Consider the following 17,922-nt stretch of genomic DNA (forward strand, 5'->3'; position numbering starts at 1 on the left):
GGCATGCTCTCCGACGCTGCGCGATTAATAGCGCGTTGAAAAGCGGTAACCTGTGCCGCGAACGGTTTGAACCATCTTGTCATGACCACTGCTCTCCAGCGCCTTGCGCAGCCGGCGGATATGCACATCAACGGTGCGGTCTTCCACATAAACGTTAGTGCCCCAGACGTGATTAAGCAACTGTTCGCGGCTGTAAACACGCTCCGGGTGGGTCATAAAGAAATGCAGCAGTTTGAATTCGGTGGGGCCCATATCCAGCGGCTGTTCGTTGGCCATCACCCGATGCGAAGACGGGTCGAGACTCAGCCCCTGCATCTCGATCACCTCTTCCACCGCCATCGGCGAAATACGGCGCATCACCGCTTTAATCCGCGCCACCAGTTCCTTCGGCGAGAACGGTTTGGTGATGTAATCATCCGCGCCGACTTCCAGGCCGCGCACCCGGTCCTCCTCCTCGCCGCGCGCCGTCAGCATCATCACCGGGATATCGCGGGTCAGCGCTTCGCGCTTCATATGTTTGATAAATTGAATGCCGGAGCCGCCGGGCAACATCCAGTCCAGCAACACTAAATCGGGGAACGGCTCAGACAGGCGCGTTACGGCACTGTCATAATCTTCGGCTTCCAACGGTTGGTAACCATTCTGTTCCAACACAAAGCACACCATCTCGCGAATAGGCGCTTCGTCTTCCACCACCAGTATGCGTCTTGCCATCGTCAATCCTGCCAATGTGTTAGCGTTCACAATTTGTTTGCGGGCGCCATTATGCGTCAGTTTTGTGACAGATTTATGAAATTAACCACTCAGTAACATTCACAATATAAATGCTTATCACCGTCGCGCAGGCTTAACCGCCGGAATAGATAGAAATAGCATATTTTTACCCGCCAACCCGTATAATCATCGTCAACGTTTTACCGCCGCCGCGTTTCGCCCCGGCACAACCGACGGCCAATCCCCGGGAGAGTCATGCGCCTGATACACACCTCTGACTGGCATTTGGGTCAGTATTTTTTCACCAAAAGCCGTGCCGCCGAGCATCAGGCGTTTTTGCGCTGGCTGATTGCGCAGATTGAACAGCATCAGGTAGACGCGCTGATCGTCGCCGGGGATCTGTTCGACACCGGTTCGCCGCCGAGCTACGCGCGCGAACTCTACAACCGCTTTGTGGTGGAACTGCAGCAGACCGGCTGCCAACTGGTGGTGCTGGGCGGCAACCACGACTCCGTGGCGACGCTGAATGAATCGCGCGAGCTGCTCTCCTGCCTGAACACCCGCGTGATCGCCAGCGCGCAGGCCGAGACCGGGCAGCAAATCGTGACGCTTAACCGCCGCGACGGCCAGCCCGGCGCGCTGCTGTGCGCCATCCCGTTCCTGCGCCCGCGCGATTTGCTGACCAGCCGCGCCGGCGAATCCGGCACGCAGAAGCAGCAGGCGCTGCAGGAAGCCATCGCCGAACATTATCTAACGCTGTATCAGGCGGCCTGCGCGCAGCGCGAGGCGCTCGATCTTACGCTGCCGATCGTCGCCACCGGCCACCTGACCACCGTCGGCGTCACCACCTCGGATTCGGTGCGCGATATCTATATCGGCACGCTGGACGCCTTCCCGGCGCAGGCCTTCCCGCCGGCGGACTATATCGCCCTGGGGCATATTCACCGGGCGCAAAAGGTGGCGAAAAGCGAGCATATCCGTTACAGCGGCTCGCCGATCCCGCTCAGCTTTGATGAGCTGGGCAGCGCCAAAAGCGTGTTTATGGTCGACTTCGCCGACGGCAGGCTGCAGCAGGTCACTACGCTGCCCGTCCCGCTTTTCCAGCCGATGCAGTTGATCAAAGGCGATCTCGCCCAGATCGAACAGCAGCTGCAGCAGTTTGCCGACTATCAGGGCGAGCTGCCGGTGTGGCTGGATATCGAGGTGGCGACGCAGGATTACCTCAGCGACATTCAGCGCCGCATCCAGGCGCTGGCGGATAATCTGCCGGTGGAGGTGGTGCTGCTGCGGCGCAGTAAAGAGCAGCGCCGTCAGGCCATCGAGCAGCAGGATAAAGAGACGTTGAACGAACTGAGCGTTGATGAGGTGTTTGAACGCCGTCTGGCGCAGGAAAGCGAACTGGAAGAAGCGCGGCGCGGCCGGATGCGCGCCATGTTCCGCCAGACGGTCGACGCTCTGCAGCAGAATGAGGAGCCATCGGCATGAAAATTCTGAGCCTACGGCTGAAAAACCTCAACTCGCTGCAGGGCGAGTGGAAAATAGACTTCAGCGCCGAGCCGTTCGCCAGCAACGGCCTGTTCGCCATCACCGGCCCGACCGGCGCGGGCAAAACCACCCTGCTCGACGCCGTCTGCCTGGCGCTGTATCACCAGACGCCGCGGCTGCACGTATCCCCCAGCCAGAACGATCTGATGACGCGCCATACTGCCGAATCGCTGGCCGAGGTGGAGTTCGAGGTCAAAGGCGTCGGCTACCGCGCCTTCTGGAGCCAGCGCCGGGCCAAAAACGATCCGAACGGCAACCTGCAGGCGCCGAAGGTCGAGCTGGCGCTGCTGGCGGACGGCAAGATCCTCGCCGATAAGGTGCGCGACAAGCTGGAGGCGGTCGCCGCCATCACCGGCCTGGACTTCGGCCGTTTTACCAAATCGATGATGCTGTCGCAGGGGCAGTTCGCCGCCTTCCTCAACGCCGACGCCAACGATCGCGCCGAACTGCTTGAAGAACTCACCGGCACCGAAATCTACGGCCAGCTGTCCGAGCGGGTGTTCGAACAGCATAAGCAGGCCAAACTTGAGCTGGATGCGCTGCACCAGCGCGCCAGCGGTATTGAACTGCTGAGCGACGAACAGCGCCAACAGTTGGAAACCCAGCTCGACGCGCTGCGTCAGGAAGAAACCGCGCTCAGTCAGCACGATGAACAGCAGCGGCAGACGCTTAACTGGCTGCAACAGTGGCAGCGTCTGCAGCAACAGCTGCAACAGTGCCAGCAGCGCTTACAGGCGCTGCAACAGGAGCAGGAGCAGGCCGAACCGCAGCTGCAGACGCTGGCGCGCAGCGAACCCGCCGAAAAACTGCGCCCGCTGCACAATGAACGCCAGCGCTACCGCGATGAACTGCAGGCATCGCAACAGCAGCTGACCCGGCTTGACCAACAGCAACAGCAGCAGGCCGCACAAATGGCACCGCTGCAGCAGGCGCTGGAGCAGGCGCGCGCCGAACAACAGACACAGGCGGCGCACCGGCAACAGCAGCAGCAGCTGATCGACGAACAGGTGCTGCCGCTCGATCACCACATCGCACAGCTGAGCAAAAGTCGTAGCGAACTGCAGCAAACCCGCGACGACGCCGTGCGCCAGTGCGAACAGCAGAAACAGACGCTGGACAAACTGCACGCCGAACGCGCACAGCTGGCGACACAGGCCGAGCAGCATCAGACGCAGCTGAGCGCCCTGACTCAGGCGCTCGCCGCGCAACAGCAGCAGCACAGCGTGCTGGAGGCCGAAACGCCGCTGGCCGCCCTGCGCCAGCGCCTGCAGCAGCTGAGCGACCTGCGCCCGACGCGCCAGCAGCTGGCGACCCTGTCCTCGCTGGCACAGCAGTTGGATCAACGGCTGACGCAACAGCGGCAGGAGTTGGCCGCCGGCCAGCAACAGCTGCAACAGCTGGCGCCGCAGTTAGAACAGGCCAGACAGCAGTATCAGCAGCACAAAACCCTGCAGGCGGAAGTAGAGAAAACCCATGAGCTTGAGCAGTGCATTGTCAGTCTGGAAGCCGAACGCGCCCGGCTGCAGACCGGCGCGCCCTGCCCGCTGTGCGGCTCTACCGAGCACCCGGCCATCACCGATTATCAGACGCTTAACCCGTCAGCCAGCGCCCGGCGCCTTGACGAGCTGCGCCAGCAGGGCGAAGCGCTGTATAAAAACGGCATCGAGCTGCGCGCCCGTCACGACGGTATGCAGCAACAGCAACAGCGTCAGCAGCAGGCGATTGAGCAGGATGAACAGCAACTGGCGGCCCACCAGCAACGGTGGCAGACCCTGACCGCCGAGCTGGCGTTTGATTTCGGCCTGCAGGAGAGTGAGCGCCTGCAGCAGTGGCTGAGCGACTGCGACCGCGAAGAGCGCGAGGGCCAGCAGCGCCTCAGCCAACATGAGCAGGCGGCGCAGGCGGTGCAACAGGCCAAAGATGCGCTGATCGCGTTGCAGAACGCACAGCAGCAGGCGCAGCAGCAGACAGCGCTGCTGAATGAACGCCTGACGCTGCTGGAAAAACAGTATGCCGACGCTCAGCAGCAGCAGCAGCGTCTGCAGCAGCAGTGGCAGGACAACGAGGAGCAGCTCGCCGCCCAGCAACGGCAGCGCCTGGCGCTGTTTGGCGAGCAGCCGGTGGCGCAGGCGCGCGAACAGCTGCGCGCCAAACAGGCGGCCTGCGAACTGGCCAGCCAGCAGGCCGCCGAACGCTGGCAGCAGGCGCAGGAACAGCGTGAACGCCTGAACGGCCAGTTGGCGGGGCTGCAGCAGCAGCTGGCGCAGCAAACGCAGCGCGCCGAGCAGGCGCAGCAGCAGTGGCAGCAGGCGCTGAGCGCCAGTGAATTTGCCGATGACGCCGCCTTCCACGCCGCCCTGCTGGACGATGCGCAGCGTCAGCATCTGCAACAGCTGAAAGAGCAGCTGCAACAGCGTCAGGTGGAAACCCGCGCGCTGCTGGCGCAGGCCGAACAGGCGCGCGAGCAGCACCAGCAGCAGCGCCCGCAAGGTGTGGATGACCAACATGCCGATCTCACGGCGCTGGCACAGCAGCAGCAGGCGCTGGCGCAGCAGTTGAAGACGCTGCAGCTGCGTCAGGGCGAGCTGCGCAACCAGCTGACCAGCGACACCGAGCGTCGCGGCAATCAGCAGGCGCTGTTCGCGCAAATTGCCCAGAGTCAGCGGCAGTATGACGACTGGAGCTACCTCAACCAGCTGATCGGCTCAAAAGAAGGCGATAAATTCCGTAAATTCGCCCAGGGGCTGACGCTCGATCATCTGGTCTATCTGGCGAACAACCAGCTCAGCCGCCTGCACGGCCGCTATCTGCTGCAGCGGAAAAACAGCGATGCGCTGGAACTGCTGGTAGTGGACACCTGGCAGGCCGACGCGCAGCGCGACACCCGCACGCTGTCTGGCGGCGAAAGTTTTCTGGTCAGTCTGGCGCTGGCGTTGGCGCTGTCCGATCTGGTCAGTCACAAAACCAGCATCGATTCGCTGTTCCTGGACGAAGGCTTCGGCACGCTGGATGCCGAGACGCTGGATACCGCGCTGGACGCGCTCGACAGCCTTAACGCCTCCGGCAAGACCATCGGCGTGATCAGCCACGTCGAGGCGATGAAAGAGCGGATCCCGGTGCAGATCAAAGTGAAAAAGGTCAACGGCCTGGGGATCAGCCGGCTGGAGCCGCAGTACCGCGTCGAAGGCTAACCGCACACCGGGGCGCTGCCGCCCCGGTTATCATTATTGCTGCGGCCACAGCCAGGCGGCGCCGCGTACGCCGCTGGAATCACCGTGCACCGCCTGACGGATCGGCGTGGCGAACTCGCCGCCGAACACCCACTCCCGTACTTTTTGTGGGACGTTGTGATACAGCCGCTCCACGTTGCTCATGCCGCCGCCCAGCACGATCACATCCGGATCGAATAGATTGACCGCATGCGCCAGCGACTTCGCCAGACGCTGCTCATAACGACGAATCGCCCGCTCGGCAATCGGATCCTGCTGCGCCGCCAGCGTCATGATCGCTTCCCCTTTCAGGGGATTGCCGCTCAGACGCGCGTAGTCGACGGCAAAACCGGTGCCGGAAATAAAACTTTCGATGCAGCCGGACTTGCCGCAGTAGCACGGGACCTCATCGCGAAAACGCAGCTCGTCGTCATCCGGCCAGGGCAGTGAATTATGCCCCCACTCGCCGGCAATGCCGTTGCCGCCGGCATGCACCCGGCCGTTGATCGCCACGCCGGCGCCGCAGCCGGTACCGATAATCACCGCAAACACCACCGGTTTGCCTGCGCCGGCGCCATCGGTGGCTTCCGACACCGCCAGGCAGTTGGCGTCGTTCGCCAGCCGCACCTCGCGCTGCAGCAGCGTCGACAGGTCTTTATCCAGCGGCTTGCCGTTCAGCCAGGTGGAGTTGGCGTTTTTTACCAGGCCGGTAAACGGCGACAGCGTGCCGGGAATACCGACGCCCACCGTGCCCCGCTCGCCGGTATGCGTCTCCGCCATCTGCACCAGTCCGGCGATGGCCTGCAGCGTCTGCGCATAGTCATCGCGCGGCGTGGCGATACGGTGGCGAAACCGCTCGCTGCCGTCGTCCGCCAGCGCAATCACTTCAACTTTGGTGCCCCCTAAATCAATTCCAATACGCACTGTTTTCTCCTCTGTGCGACGTCATCGTTTTTTAATGTCACCGAGTGTGCCGCAATACGGATCCACGCGCAAATCAGAGGAAGCAGGCGATTTTTCGGCGTCGATTGGGTATCATGCCGCCCTGCTTTTGATGAACCCGCGTGCGAACGGCACGCCCAGTCAGGGATAACATTATGCTGTGGTTTAAGAATTTGATGGTTTACCGTTTGAGCCGCGACGTTGCGCTAAATGCGGATGAAATGGAAAAACAGCTCAGCGCCTTTTCCTTCACGCCGTGCGGCAGTCAGGATATGGCGAAAACCGGCTGGGTCTCCCCAATGGGCTCGCACAGCGACGCACTGACGCACGTAGTCAACGGCCAGATTATCATCTGTGCGCGTAAAGAAGAGAAGATCCTGCCCTCGCCGGTAATTAAACAGGCGCTGCAGGCGAAAATCGACCAGTTGGAAAGCGAACAGCACCGCAAACTGAAAAAAACGGAAAAGGATGCGCTGAAAGACGAAGTGCTGCACAGCCTGTTGCCGCGCGCCTTCAGCCGCTTTAACCAGACCTTTATGTGGATCGACACCGTCAACGACCTGATCATGGTCGACGCCGCCAGCGCCAAACGCGCAGAAGATACCCTGGCGCTGCTGCGTAAAAGCCTCGGTTCACTGCCGGTGGTGCCGCTGACGATGGAAAGCCCGATCGAACTGACGCTGACCGAGTGGGTGCGTTCCGGCGAGCTGCCGGCCGGTTTTGCCATTCAGGATGAGGCGGAGCTGAAGGCCATTCTGGAAGAAGGCGGCGTGATCCGCTGTAAAAAACAGAACCTGATCAGCGATGAGATCGCCGTGCATATCGAAGCCGGCAAGCTGGTGACCAAACTGGCGGTCGACTGGCAGGAGCGCATTCAGCTGGTGATTGCCGACGACGGCTCCATCAAGCGCCTGAAGTTTGCCGATGCGCTGCGCGAGCAGAACGACGATATCGACCGCGATGACTTCGCCCAGCGTTTTGACGCCGACTTTATTCTGATGACCAGCGAACTGGCGGCGCTGATCCAGAACCTGATCGAAGCCCTCGGCGGCGAAGCCCAGCGCTAAGAGCAAACAACAAGGGCGCTGTCACCAGCGCCCTTGCATCATTATTACTTACTCAGATAGCGGCACAAATAGGCCGTGGCGTCCGCCACCTGCACGTTGAACTCACTGTGGCCCGGCACAAAGAACTTCTCACCCGGCATAAACACCTGCCAGTCCGGCGCCCCCGGCAGCAACACCCGCAATGCCCCGCTGATCACCGTCATCTCTTCCGGCTGATTGGTGCCGAAGGTGTATTCCCCTTCCTCCATCACCCCAACGCTGGTACGACCGATGCTGCTACTGTCAAAACCGATCGATTTCACTTTTCCGGCAAAATACTCACTTACATTCAGCATAGACTGGCACCCGCGTAGTTATCCGTATTGGAAAGCTTATAGTGGGGGATCGCCCGGCGGCTGTCACTGATTTTCCCGCTAAAATGCGATCGCTATGCGCCGACGCTCAATAACGGCCGCCAAGGTCATGATCGGCACGATCGCCCGACAGCTGACGGGTCAGTTCATCGCAGGCGATAATCTTGCCGTCGCGCAGTATGAAATGCGCCATCACCTGAATCTCACTGCGTGTGCCGTCGCATTTTTCCACCTCGACCCGGTGATGGCTCAGCACGCTGTCGCCCTGCGCCGCCAGCGCCTGCACCCGCAGCGTCATCCGCCGGGTGATCTGCTTGAGCAGCGCCATATGACTGACAAACTGCGCATAGTCCAGCGACTGCCCGTCCACCGTCTGCCGATAATCGTCGGCGAAAAACGCGGCGATGGCCGCCGGCTGATGTTGTGGCTGCGCCACCACCTGTTGCAGCGCCTGCAGCACGATATCTTGCGGGGTTAACTGTGTCATTACCTATCTCCGTCAGAGGAATCAGGCTAAATACTAACCGGCGCAGGCAATGGCGTGATAACCTGATTAAGACCATATATAACGTTAATCGGCCAAAACCATGCAACTGCGCGGCATACCGCTATCTCATCCCAACCGGCACCTTACCCCCTGGCATCAGCATGATGACGGGCAGATTTACCTGCTGACGCGCGGCACTATCGCCCTGGAAACCGAGCGGCGCCAGTGGGCGATGACCGCCGGCACGCTTGGCTGGCTGCCGGCGCGCTGCCGCCATCAGGCGCAGTCCTGCGGGCAGGTTGAGGGTTGGCTACTGTTTCTGCCGCCGGAGAACTGTCAACATCTGCCGACTCAGCCGCGGCTGTTGGCCGCCAGCGCTCTGGCGCAGGCGCTGGTGGCGCGCATCGCGCAGTTTCCGCCGTCGCCGTTACCGGCGCCGCAGCGGCGCATGGTGCAGGTGTTGCTTGATGAGATGCAGGGAGAAGAAGAGACGGCGCTACAGCTGCCGATGCCGCAGGATCCACGGCTGCTGAAAATCGCCCGCGCGCTGCTGGACGACCCTGCCAGCACGCGGCGGCAGAATGAATGGGCCGGCTGGGCCGGCATCAGCGTACGCAATCTCAGCCGGTTATTTATGGCGCAGACCGGCATCGGCTTTGCCCGCTGGCGTCAGCAGGCGCGCATTATCCGTTCGCTGGAAGCGCTGTCGCGCGGAGTTTCGGTCGCCAACGTGGCCGCCGACTGCGGCTATGACAACGTCAGCGCCTATATTGCCGCGTTCCGCCGCCACTTCGGCGTCACGCCCGGCGGCTACTTCGCCGCGCTCCCCGGCTAGCGCTATTTCACCGCCTCATGCAGGCGCAGCATCTCCAGGATCTGCGTCACCACCCGGTGCGGGTCCAGTGCAGCGTCCAGCACATGATGCGCCGCATCCTGATACAGCGCTTCGCGCGCGGCCAGCACCTCCAGCATCTCTTCAGCGATTGGCCGGCCGGTCAGGGTTGGTCGCTGTGCGTCTTGCGGAGACTCCTCCAGCCGCTGCGCCAGCACCTCCGCCGGTGCGCGTAGGTAGATCACCGTGCCGTGCTGCTGCATAAAGCGACGGTTCTCTTCCGCCAGCACCGCGCCGCCCCCGGTGGCAACAATGGTTGACGGACGGGTCACCGCCTGCAAGGCGAGGCTTTCGCGGCGGCGAAAGCCCTGCCAGCCCTCCTGCGCGACGATTTCGGCGACGCTCATCTGCGTCGTCTGCTGCATAAACAGATCGATATCAATAAAGCGATAGTCCATCGCCTGCGCCAACGCGCTCCCCACGGTAGTTTTTCCTGCTCCGCGAGCGCCTACCATGAAAATGGTTTGTGTCATTACGTCTGTACCCTATACGGTGACTGAGTGGCGTTGCTGTTGATGCATCATACCGCCCGCCCTGTGTATTTCAATCTTTACAATAGTGTAAATTTCATCGCACATCGACTGCCCAACGGCAGCCCGTGCTCGGCTTCGCTCGCCATCTGGGCGCGCAGCCGCGCCGACAGCTCCACCGTAGGGATGGTTTCAAACCCCAGCCGGCGGTAATACGGCGCATTCCACGGCACGTTGCGAAACGTGGTCAGCGTCAGCTGCCTGACGCCCTGCCGGCTGGCGCAGTCGGCCACCGCTACGATCAGCTGACGCCCAATCCCGCGTCGCTGGTGCTCAGCCGCTACCGACAATTCGGCAATATGCCATTCGTCCCCATGCCGGCGTACGGCGATAAAACCGGCGACGGCCGCGCCGTCCTGCGCCAGCCATTCGCTCTCTTCGGCAATCAGCGCCGCATGCTGCGCGGCCGACATGATGGCGTCATCGGCAATAAACGCCCACTGCGGCAGCGGGCGAAACAATTCCGCCGCCGAACGTTCCGCCGCCATCATCGCCTCGATATCCGCAGTCTGCGCCGGACGAATCGTCACACTCATCACTCTCTCCTTAACCGCCGCACCGGGTCGGTTTAAAAATCCACGCTGGCCCGCAGCACCACCTCGCGGGGTTCGCCTACCGCCACCCGCAGATTGTTGCCGCTGGAAGGATAATAGGTTTTGTCGAACAGGTTCTTGACGTTAAGCTGCCATTTTACCCGGTAGCCGTGCAGCGGCATGCTGTAGGCGGCAAAGGCGTCGGCCACGGTGTAGTGATCCAGATAAAAGCTGTTGGCGGCATCGCCCGGCCGGCGTCCGACATAACGCGCCCCGGCGCCGACGCGGAGCTCATCGCCGCTGTACAGCCCCGGCGATCCCAGGTTCTGCGTCAGGAACAGCGAGGCGGTATGGCGCGCCACGTTAGCCATCTCCTTGCCTTTGTTGGCCGGGTCATCCACCACCCGCGCGTCGGTATAGGCGTAGGCGCCGATCAGGCTGAGACTGTCGGTGATATTGCCGGCCATATCCAGCTCAACCCCCTGCGAACGCACGCGCCCGGCGGTGCGGGTCACGCTTTCGCCGTCCACCAGCTCGCTGACCATCACATTGCGTTTGGTGATATCAAACAGCGCCAGCGTGCCGGTGATGCTGTTCGGCAAGGCGACCTTACCGCCCATCTCCCAGGATTTCCCCTGCTCCGGCGGCAGCGAGCCAATCTGGGTGGCGATGGAGGAGTTAGGCTTGAAGGACTCGGTGTAGCTGCCGTACAGCGAGACATACGGCGTCAGTTTGTACACCACCCCGGCGCGCGGCACCAGCTTCGCCTCCGAGCTGTCGGTATTGACGTTAAACGGCCGCCCTTTGCCGGCATAGACGTCAAAGGTGTCGTAACGCAGCCCGCCCATCACCAGCCAGTTATCGGTCAGTTGCAGGGAATCTTGCATAAACCAGCCATAGCTGGTCAGGTTTTCACGCTGATCGCTGTCTTTGGCGCTGACCTTGGTCGAGGCCGGCATCTGACCGTACACCGGATCGTAGATATTGAAATCACTGTTTTTACTGCCGCGGATCATATCGCCGCGGTAGGTGCGGCTGTCTTCGAAATCAAAACCGAACAGCAACTGATGATTGACCCGTCCCCAGTCCACGTCGCCGTTCAACGTCAGCTGCACCGCGTTGGCATGGCTGACCGCATGGGCGGTAGCGTCCGCCTGGCGCGTCAGCGCGCCGCTCTCCGGGTCCAGCTTGGTGGCGCGCGCCTGATTATCGCTGTAGCTGTTGCGGTTATAAGCGTAGGTCAGCGAGCTTTTCCAGCGGTCGTTCAGCACCTGATCGATCTGCAGCGTCACGCTGTCCTGATCGCCGCGGGTAGCGTTGTAGGCCTCATCAAAACGGCGATCGCGCGGCGTATCGACCGGCTTGCCGGTGCGCGAATCAATAATGGTGCCGCGGTCGAACGGCGTCAGGTACTCCATATGCTCGTAGGCCAGACGCACCGTGGTGCTCTCGCCGTACCACATCAGCGACGGCGCAATCGTCGTCTGGCGGTTGCGGCCGAAATTGCGCCAGTAGTCGGTTTCATCATGGTCGACGATCATCCGATAGGCAAAACCCGAGGTGCCCAGCGGGCCGGTCACATCCAGTTGGCCGCCGCCGCCCTTAAAGCTGCTGCCCCAGCCTTCAACGTGGGTATGCTGCTGCAGCTGCGGCTTTTTGCTGATCATGTTGATCATGCCGCCCGGTTCGCCCATGCCGTACAGCATCGACGCCGGTCCCTTCAGCACCTCGACCCGTTCGGTGGTCGGGGTAAAGTTACGCGCCTGAATAGAACGGACGCCGTCGCGTAAGATGGAGCCGTCGCGGTTGTCGCCAAAACCGCGCTTCATCACCGCGTCCTGCGTACCGCCCAGCGTATTGCTTTGGGTAATGCCGCTGACGTTGTACAGCGCCTCATCAAGATTACTGACCGCCTGATCGGTCAGCACCTGCGTCGGCACCACGTCAACCGCCTGCGGCACGTTCAGCAGGCTGGTTTCACTGCGCGTGCCGGTCACGCTGGTCAGCGGCTGATAGCTCTCGGCGCTCGGCGCCTGGCTGCTGCCGATCACCAGCATATGTTCTGATTTATCGTTATGATTTTCGGCCCCGACGGCCGGCCAGGCGCTGCCGGCCGCCAGCGGAATGGCGCACAGCCAGCCGCGTTGATAGTTATTCACCTGTTAACTGACTCCAATAGGTCCCTGAAAATGGCAACGGCAAAAATTGTTGGTAGAGCTGCCGGAAAGTCTCTTGCGGATCGATATCGGCAAACAGTTGCGGATAAAACGCCTTGGCAAACATCTCGACCGCCACCACGTGGTACGGGCTGAGATAAAAGTTGTGCCAAATGCTCCAGGCCCGCTGGTTTTTTACCGCGTTCAGCCCGGCGATCATCGGTTGTTGTTGAATCAGGCGGCGGAAGCTGTCGTCCGCCTGCCGACGGCTGACCTGCGGCCCCAGCAACAGGTCGGAATAGCGCTTGCCCTGCTCACCGGCCATGCCGGTGGCCAGATAGACATCGGGGTTGGCGGTCAGCAGCGTTTCCGGGTTCAGTTCGCCGTACACGCCCTTAATGCTGGCGTTGGCGATATTCTCGCCGCCGGCAAAGGTCACCAGATCCCCCAGATTGCCGTGCGCGGCGGTGGTGCAGCAGGTGTCACGCCGGCCAAGGTGCAGATGCAGCATCACTTTGGGCTTGTCGCCGTGATAGGCAGCCAGCCGTTCGCGGACCGCCGTCATATGCTGCTGATAGAAGGTAATAAACGCCTCGGCACGCGCCTGACGGTTGAGCAGTTCACCCAGCAGGCGCACGCTCGGTACGGTGTTGTGCAGCAGATCGATACGCAGATCGACATATACCACCGGGATCCCCGCTTTACCCAGCGCCGCCACCCGCTGCGCCTCATCGCCGTCTTCGCGCGCATAGCGCGCCAGAATCACCAGATCCGGCCGTAGTTGGATCAGGCTTTCCGGATTGATCTGACGAAAGTTGCCGCCGCCGATCGCCGGGATCTGCGCAATGTGCGGGAATTTCCGGCTGTACAGCTGCCAGCTCTGGGCGTCATACCGCGCCAGATCGCGCGGCCAGCCTACCACCCGCCGGGCCGGATCTCCCGGCTCCAGCAGCGCCAGCGTATACAGCATGCGGCTTTCCCCCAGCACGATACGCTGCGGATTATCGGGCACGTCAACGCGACGGCCCAAAATATCCGTCACCGTTTTCGCCTGGGCGCAGGACAGAATGGAAAATAGCAGGGAGGCCAGTAACAACAGGAAGGATTTACGCATGGTGGTGCCGGAACGGAAAAATATCCACGCATGATAATTACTCTCATTATCATTTTCAATCACTCACCACTGGCGCGGCGTGAAACAGCGTAATTTTTCCCTTTCCCGGCTAAAACACGTTTAACCGCAGGCAAATGGGGTTTAAAAAGTTAAAAAAGTGGCGGGAACGGCGTCGGAGAAGCAAGTTTCGTGCGCGTGCCGCCAGACGCCGTCTGCGGCACGCAGCAATGATCGCTATGAAACCTCGGTTTTAACGCGGGGTGCAGACGTACACCAGCGCCGGCGGGAAATTGCGCACCACGCGCTGCTTCTTCCAGTGGAAGTAGCGCGACAGCAGCTTTTCCGACAGATGGCTGTACTGGAACAGCACCAGCGTACCGTTGCGCCCCTGCAGGTTTTCCCGCGCCTGCTGCAGAATGCGCATGCTGATCTTGAGCGGTATCGACAGCAGCGGCAGACAAGAGAAAATCACGTCGTACTCCCGCTCCAGCCTTTCCGCCGACTGCGCCATCACCTGCAGCCGCGGCTCCTCAATCTGCTGCAGACGCCGGACAAAGTTCGGCTGGATTTCATAGGCGTCCAGCCCGGCGTCGGCGCGCATCCGGCCGATAATACGCTTGGTCAATACGCCGTCGGCCGCGCCCAGCTCGGCGATGGATAACGTGCGGGTCCATTCGATCTGATCCAACATGGCCTGGCATAGCCAGGGCGAGGATGGCGCCAGCGTGCCGACGGTACGCGGCGAGGCCATAAACTGCTGGATATAAGAAAAGCGGTGTTTCAGTTGCAGCCGTGTCGCATTGATCATTCGAGGCTCCTTAACATGAACCCCTTAATCTGGGCGGAAAAGCTTAAAGATTCATTAATACCATTCCGAAAGCGGGCGACACAGTTGTAATAAAATGCAACAGCGATAAAAAAACGGCGGCGATCGTTATCCGCAAACCCGCGCCCTATCGCCGGCTGCCGACCCGTTTCACCACCGTTTTCTTGTGCCGCCGGCGCCGTTAGCGCTTAGCGGTAAATTTCTGCATTACCCCGCCACAGGCTGGAGTCTCCCGGCGTATCGAGACCGATCACACGGTAATGGGAGGCGCCCTGAGCCGCAGCTTTTTCCTGCAGTTTTCTGACCGCGTCGTCCGACGTGCCGGCAACGCCGGACACCGATACCGCACCCAGGCTCTGTAACGACGCAGCCTGCTGATTATTGACCGCCGTGACGCTGAGCGGCGCGGCAAAGGTGGAAAACGAAGCGCCGGCCAGCAGCGCGGCGGTGAGGTAAGAATAAAAGCGTTTCATGGTGGCTCCTGTTGCTTCTTGGTTATTTATTTCGTCGCAACGTTAATTATCTGCCGGCCCATGAAAACGGACGTCATGCAATGTAAAGAAGATCAATCATTGTGAGAGGATTAAGGAGAATCTGTAGCAGGAGATAAACGGACAAGCGCAGCCTGCGCTGCTGAATACACAACATAGCCCGGTCATAACGTAAATAAAACAGCGACTATTCCTAAAGCCGCATGGTTGTGCCGATGCCGACAAAAAGCGCCGACGTTATCGGCGCTTATCCGAACGTGGTATATCGTCGCGTTATTTCCCGCTCTGTTTATCCATCGCGATCAGAATCTTAATCGCTTCACAGGCGGTGTCGATCGCCTTCGCCACCTCGGCGGCCTGATCCGGCGCATCGGAGAAGGCCATCACGCCGGACGCGCGGCAGCCGCGAATCGAGGAGATAACAAAAATCGCCGCCGACTCCATCTCGGAGCACATCACGTTGGAGCGCTGCCAGATTTTCTGCCGCGCCTGCCACAGCTCGCCCGCCGGCACCGCATCAGGGAACACCTGGGTATAGAACGAGTCTTTCGAGTGTGTAATGCCTTCCAAGAAGCGATAGCCCAGCGTATCCGCCGCCTCGGCCAGCGCCTGCACCACCCGCCGGTCGGCGACCGCCGGGTATTCAATCGGTAAATACTGCGTTGTGGTGCCTTCATCGCGGATCGCTGCCGTGACGATGGTACCGGACACACCGCCGTCATGCGCCGGCGCGGCCACACGGCCGGCGGTGCCGACGCGAATAAAGGTATCCGCACCGGCGGCGATCAGCTCTTCGACGGCGATGGCCGTCGACGGACAGCCCATGCCGGTCGAGGTGACCGACACTTTCTCGCCGTTTAACGTCCCTGTCCAGGTTTTATGCTCGCGCTGGTGAGCCACCAGCCGCGGGTTGTCCAGGCTCTGCGCAATGATATCGGTCCTGAACGGGTCCCCCGGCAACAGCACATAACGCCCGACGTCACCTTCCTTCAGGCCGATGTGGTAAAAAACGTCACCCTTTTTATACATATTATTATCTCCGTCATTTTTTTATTTGCTGGCGCCTATTCTGCCAATTCAATTTGCCTGATGTATTGATCTGCTTTCCACAATACGATTTTTATCCCGCAGCCTGTCGCTGCCCGGGAGATTTAATCATCAGGCATAGGGAATAATCTGAACATTTCCCATCGCAAAGCATGGCAAATACAGGTTAATAACCGAAAACCTATTTTTTACATGGACAAAACCGTACGCCGGAGATTTAATAGCGCGCGCGTTTTATATGCCCATAAAGAAAATGGTCAAAACGTCCGCGACAAATTAAAAAGGTGTTCTATAGTTTTTAATGCTAACACCCGTTAGCTATCCCGATAGGATGGAGTCTATGTTAAAGCGATTCTTTGCCGAATTTTTTGGCACATTTTGGTTGGTGTTTGGCGGTTGCGGCAGCGCCGTATTAGCTGCGGCCTTTCCTGAATTAGGCATTGGTTTTGCCGGCGTGGCACTGGCATTTGGTTTAACCGTTGTCACCATGGCTTACGCCGTTGGCCATATTTCCGGCGGACACTTTAACCCGGCGGTAACCGTAGGCTTATTTGCCGGCGGCCGTTTTCCGGCAAAAGACGTTATCCCGTATATCATTGCGCAAGTTATCGGCGCCATTGTCGCCGCCGCAGCGCTGTATACCATTGCCAGCGGTAAAGCCGGCTTTGATGCTACCGCCAGCGGTTTCGCCTCCAATGGCTTTGGTGAACACTCGCCGGGCGGTTATTCACTGCAGGCGGCGATCGTTATTGAATTATTATTAACCGCTTTCTTCCTGATTATTATTCACGGCGCCACAGACAAACGCGCCCCGGCAGGCTTTGCGCCGCTGGCTATCGGTCTGGCGCTGACCCTGATTCACTTAATCAGCATTCCGGTCACCAATACCTCGGTCAACCCGGCGCGTAGTACCGGCGTCGCGATTTTCCAGGGTACCTGGGCGCTGGAACAGCTATGGATCTTCTGGCTGGTACCGCTGGTCGGCGGCATCATCGGCGGCCTGATTTACCGCTGCCTGCTGGAAGATAAACAATAAGCACCGCGTTAACCCGGTCGGTGTATACCCGTCCTACTTCAAGCTGCAGGTGCGTTGGCGGCGCTCAGTCACCCGAATCACTGACCTGAGTCAACGCATCGGGACTCCTTCCCTTGCCGCCTTCCTGCAACTCGAATTATTGAGGGTATAAATAGCAAATACGCGTAAGGCTGCCGTCACCGGCAGCCTTATTTTTTTAACCGCGCCGCGCCACCAGCATCATAATATCGCTGGTAAAGGTTCCGTCCGGCTGAATGGCGAAATGGCTGACCACCTCGTCGGACACCTGCCGCTGAAACTCCCGGATGGCGGCCACCAGCGTCTCCGGCGTGCGCATCCGCGCCACCCAACTGCTGAACTCCAGCGGCAGGCGGTCGCTGGTCACCTCTTCCGCCCGCAACCCCGCCGCCGTCAGCATGCTTAACCACTCACCCGGCGCATAGTTGCGCACGTGCGAAGTATCGCGCAGCACCTCAACGGTCTGCAGATAAATATCCAGCAAAGGATGCCCCGGCGAGACCACATCCATCAGGATCGCCTTGCCGCCCGGCTTCAGCACCCGTTTGACTTCACGCAGCGCCTGCCCGACATCATGCCAGTGGTGTGCCGAATAGCGGCTGATCACCAGATCAAAGTCGCCGTCGGCAAAGGGCAGCGACTCCGCCACGCCCTGCTGCGTCTGAATATTGCTCAGCCCCCGCTCCTGTGCCGCCTGCGCAACCACCGCCAGCATCTGCGCCGACAAATCGTAGGCCACGACCTGCGACACCTGCGCGGCGGCCGTAAAGCTGGCATGCCCGGCGCCGCATCCCAGATCCAGCACCCGCGCCTGCGGGTGCGCCGCCAGCAGCCGGCCCAGACGTTGTAAATCATTGCCCTGCGCGTGCACCGCACTGGTTAAATAGGCGCTGGCCTGTGCGCCAAACTGACGGTCGACGGCATCGTTGTGGCTATTGCTGTTCATAGCGGCTCCTGACTGG

General features: G+C 60.5%; 17 protein-coding genes. 5 read left to right on the forward strand and 12 right to left on the reverse strand.

What is annotated here, in order from left to right:
• Window positions 1–24: 24 nt before the first annotated feature.
• The gene (phoB, locus tag HF675_RS18520; RefSeq protein ID WP_015671148.1) at window positions 25–714 is read right to left on the reverse strand and encodes a phosphate response regulator transcription factor PhoB; all 690 of its coding nucleotides are present in this window, start codon (window positions 712–714) and stop codon (window positions 25–27) included.
• A gap of 255 nt (window positions 715–969) precedes the next feature.
• Here phoB and sbcD point away from each other — a divergent pair, with 255 nt between their 5' ends.
• Entirely contained in the window at window positions 970–2,199 is a 1,230-nt protein-coding gene (gene sbcD, locus HF675_RS18525; protein WP_187043550.1) for an exonuclease subunit SbcD, read from the forward strand.
• Window positions 2,196–5,450, forward strand: a complete 3,255-nt coding sequence (gene sbcC / locus HF675_RS18530; RefSeq protein ID WP_187043551.1) for an exonuclease subunit SbcC — start codon at window positions 2,196–2,198, stop codon at window positions 5,448–5,450. The genes sbcD and sbcC overlap by 4 nt, the downstream gene beginning before the upstream one ends.
• Window positions 5,451–5,483: 33 nt before the next feature.
• Here the strand turns inward: sbcC and mak are convergent, their stop codons facing one another.
• On the reverse strand, window positions 5,484–6,392 hold the full coding sequence (mak, locus tag HF675_RS18535) for a fructokinase (RefSeq protein WP_187043552.1): 909 nt from the start codon (window positions 6,390–6,392) through the stop codon (window positions 5,484–5,486).
• A 173-nt stretch (window positions 6,393–6,565) separates the two neighbouring features.
• Between mak and rdgC the strand changes: the two genes are divergently transcribed.
• Window positions 6,566–7,477, forward strand: a complete 912-nt coding sequence (gene rdgC / locus HF675_RS18540; protein WP_105229979.1) for a recombination-associated protein RdgC — start codon at window positions 6,566–6,568, stop codon at window positions 7,475–7,477.
• A gap of 44 nt (window positions 7,478–7,521) precedes the next feature.
• Here rdgC and ppnP read toward each other — a convergent pair whose 3' ends face one another.
• The gene (gene ppnP, locus HF675_RS18545) at window positions 7,522–7,812 is read right to left on the reverse strand and encodes a pyrimidine/purine nucleoside phosphorylase (protein ID WP_105229978.1); all 291 of its coding nucleotides are present in this window, start codon (window positions 7,810–7,812) and stop codon (window positions 7,522–7,524) included.
• Between the two features lie 106 nt (window positions 7,813–7,918).
• A complete protein-coding gene (locus tag HF675_RS18550) occupies window positions 7,919–8,317 on the reverse strand; it encodes a nuclear transport factor 2 family protein (protein ID WP_105229977.1) in 399 nt (132 codons plus the stop codon).
• A 100-nt stretch (window positions 8,318–8,417) separates the two neighbouring features.
• Between HF675_RS18550 and HF675_RS18555 the strand changes: the two genes are divergently transcribed.
• Window positions 8,418–9,152, forward strand: a complete 735-nt coding sequence (locus tag HF675_RS18555; protein ID WP_105229976.1) for a helix-turn-helix domain-containing protein — start codon at window positions 8,418–8,420, stop codon at window positions 9,150–9,152.
• Window positions 9,153–9,154: 2 nt separating this feature from the next.
• Here HF675_RS18555 and aroL read toward each other — a convergent pair whose 3' ends face one another.
• From aroL to HF675_RS18590, 7 genes are all read right to left on the reverse strand, one after another.
• The gene (gene aroL / locus HF675_RS18560) at window positions 9,155–9,682 is read right to left on the reverse strand and encodes a shikimate kinase AroL (RefSeq protein ID WP_111737644.1); all 528 of its coding nucleotides are present in this window, start codon (window positions 9,680–9,682) and stop codon (window positions 9,155–9,157) included.
• Window positions 9,683–9,759: 77 nt separating this feature from the next.
• Window positions 9,760–10,275, reverse strand: a complete 516-nt coding sequence (locus HF675_RS18565; protein WP_105229974.1) for a GNAT family N-acetyltransferase — start codon at window positions 10,273–10,275, stop codon at window positions 9,760–9,762.
• 32 nt (window positions 10,276–10,307) lie between these two features.
• Window positions 10,308–12,431 carry a TonB-dependent siderophore receptor gene (locus HF675_RS18570; RefSeq protein ID WP_187043553.1) on the reverse strand — a complete coding sequence of 708 codons (2,124 nt, stop codon included), beginning with the start codon at window positions 12,429–12,431 and terminating at the stop codon, window positions 10,308–10,310.
• A complete protein-coding gene (locus tag HF675_RS18575) occupies window positions 12,424–13,542 on the reverse strand; it encodes an ABC transporter substrate-binding protein (protein ID WP_105233221.1) in 1,119 nt (372 codons plus the stop codon). Before HF675_RS18575 ends, HF675_RS18570 begins: the two co-directional genes overlap by 8 nt.
• Before the next feature lie 250 nt (window positions 13,543–13,792).
• Entirely contained in the window at window positions 13,793–14,350 is a 558-nt protein-coding gene (locus tag HF675_RS18580; protein WP_111737646.1) for a class I SAM-dependent methyltransferase, read from the reverse strand.
• A 206-nt stretch (window positions 14,351–14,556) separates the two neighbouring features.
• On the reverse strand, window positions 14,557–14,841 hold the full coding sequence (locus HF675_RS18585) for a DUF1471 domain-containing protein (RefSeq protein ID WP_105229972.1): 285 nt from the start codon (window positions 14,839–14,841) through the stop codon (window positions 14,557–14,559).
• Window positions 14,842–15,132: 291 nt separating this feature from the next.
• The gene (locus HF675_RS18590) at window positions 15,133–15,888 is read right to left on the reverse strand and encodes a nucleoside phosphorylase (protein ID WP_105229971.1); all 756 of its coding nucleotides are present in this window, start codon (window positions 15,886–15,888) and stop codon (window positions 15,133–15,135) included.
• A 358-nt stretch (window positions 15,889–16,246) separates the two neighbouring features.
• Between HF675_RS18590 and aqpZ the strand changes: the two genes are divergently transcribed.
• Window positions 16,247–16,942 carry an aquaporin Z gene (gene aqpZ, locus HF675_RS18595; RefSeq protein ID WP_105229970.1) on the forward strand — a complete coding sequence of 232 codons (696 nt, stop codon included), beginning with the start codon at window positions 16,247–16,249 and terminating at the stop codon, window positions 16,940–16,942.
• Window positions 16,943–17,138: 196 nt separating this feature from the next.
• Here aqpZ and HF675_RS18600 read toward each other — a convergent pair whose 3' ends face one another.
• Complete coding sequence (locus HF675_RS18600; RefSeq protein ID WP_105229969.1) at window positions 17,139–17,906, reverse strand: class I SAM-dependent methyltransferase; 768 nt, start codon at window positions 17,904–17,906, stop codon at window positions 17,139–17,141.
• Window positions 17,907–17,922 lie beyond the last annotated feature (16 nt).

It is taken from the genome of Serratia sp. JUb9 (assembly GCF_014298095.1).
GTDB lineage: Bacteria > Pseudomonadota > Gammaproteobacteria > Enterobacterales > Enterobacteriaceae > Serratia_B > Serratia_B rhizosphaerae.

What these genes read in the sequence shown, in the direction of transcription:
- phoB (WP_015671148.1), bottom strand. Translation starts at nt 714, where the DNA reads ATGGCAAGACGCATACTGGTGGTGGAAGACGAAGCGCCTATTCGCGAG.
- sbcD (WP_187043550.1), top strand. Translation starts at nt 970, where the DNA reads ATGCGCCTGATACACACCTCTGACTGGCATTTGGGTCAGTATTTTTTC.
- sbcC (WP_187043551.1), top strand. Translation starts at nt 2,196, where the DNA reads ATGAAAATTCTGAGCCTACGGCTGAAAAACCTCAACTCGCTGCAGGGC.
- rdgC (WP_105229979.1), top strand. Translation starts at nt 6,566, where the DNA reads ATGCTGTGGTTTAAGAATTTGATGGTTTACCGTTTGAGCCGCGACGTT.
- ppnP (WP_105229978.1), bottom strand. Translation starts at nt 7,812, where the DNA reads ATGCTGAATGTAAGTGAGTATTTTGCCGGAAAAGTGAAATCGATCGGT.
- HF675_RS18550 (WP_105229977.1), bottom strand. Translation starts at nt 8,317, where the DNA reads ATGACACAGTTAACCCCGCAAGATATCGTGCTGCAGGCGCTGCAACAG.
- HF675_RS18555 (WP_105229976.1), top strand. Translation starts at nt 8,418, where the DNA reads ATGCAACTGCGCGGCATACCGCTATCTCATCCCAACCGGCACCTTACC.
- aroL (WP_111737644.1), bottom strand. Translation starts at nt 9,682, where the DNA reads ATGACACAAACCATTTTCATGGTAGGCGCTCGCGGAGCAGGAAAAACT.
- HF675_RS18565 (WP_105229974.1), bottom strand. Translation starts at nt 10,275, where the DNA reads ATGAGTGTGACGATTCGTCCGGCGCAGACTGCGGATATCGAGGCGATG.
- HF675_RS18575 (WP_105233221.1), bottom strand. Translation starts at nt 13,542, where the DNA reads ATGCGTAAATCCTTCCTGTTGTTACTGGCCTCCCTGCTATTTTCCATT.
- HF675_RS18580 (WP_111737646.1), bottom strand. Translation starts at nt 14,350, where the DNA reads ATGATCAATGCGACACGGCTGCAACTGAAACACCGCTTTTCTTATATC.
- HF675_RS18585 (WP_105229972.1), bottom strand. Translation starts at nt 14,841, where the DNA reads ATGAAACGCTTTTATTCTTACCTCACCGCCGCGCTGCTGGCCGGCGCT.
- HF675_RS18590 (WP_105229971.1), bottom strand. Translation starts at nt 15,888, where the DNA reads ATGTATAAAAAGGGTGACGTTTTTTACCACATCGGCCTGAAGGAAGGT.
- aqpZ (WP_105229970.1), top strand. Translation starts at nt 16,247, where the DNA reads ATGTTAAAGCGATTCTTTGCCGAATTTTTTGGCACATTTTGGTTGGTG.
- HF675_RS18600 (WP_105229969.1), bottom strand. Translation starts at nt 17,906, where the DNA reads ATGAACAGCAATAGCCACAACGATGCCGTCGACCGTCAGTTTGGCGCA.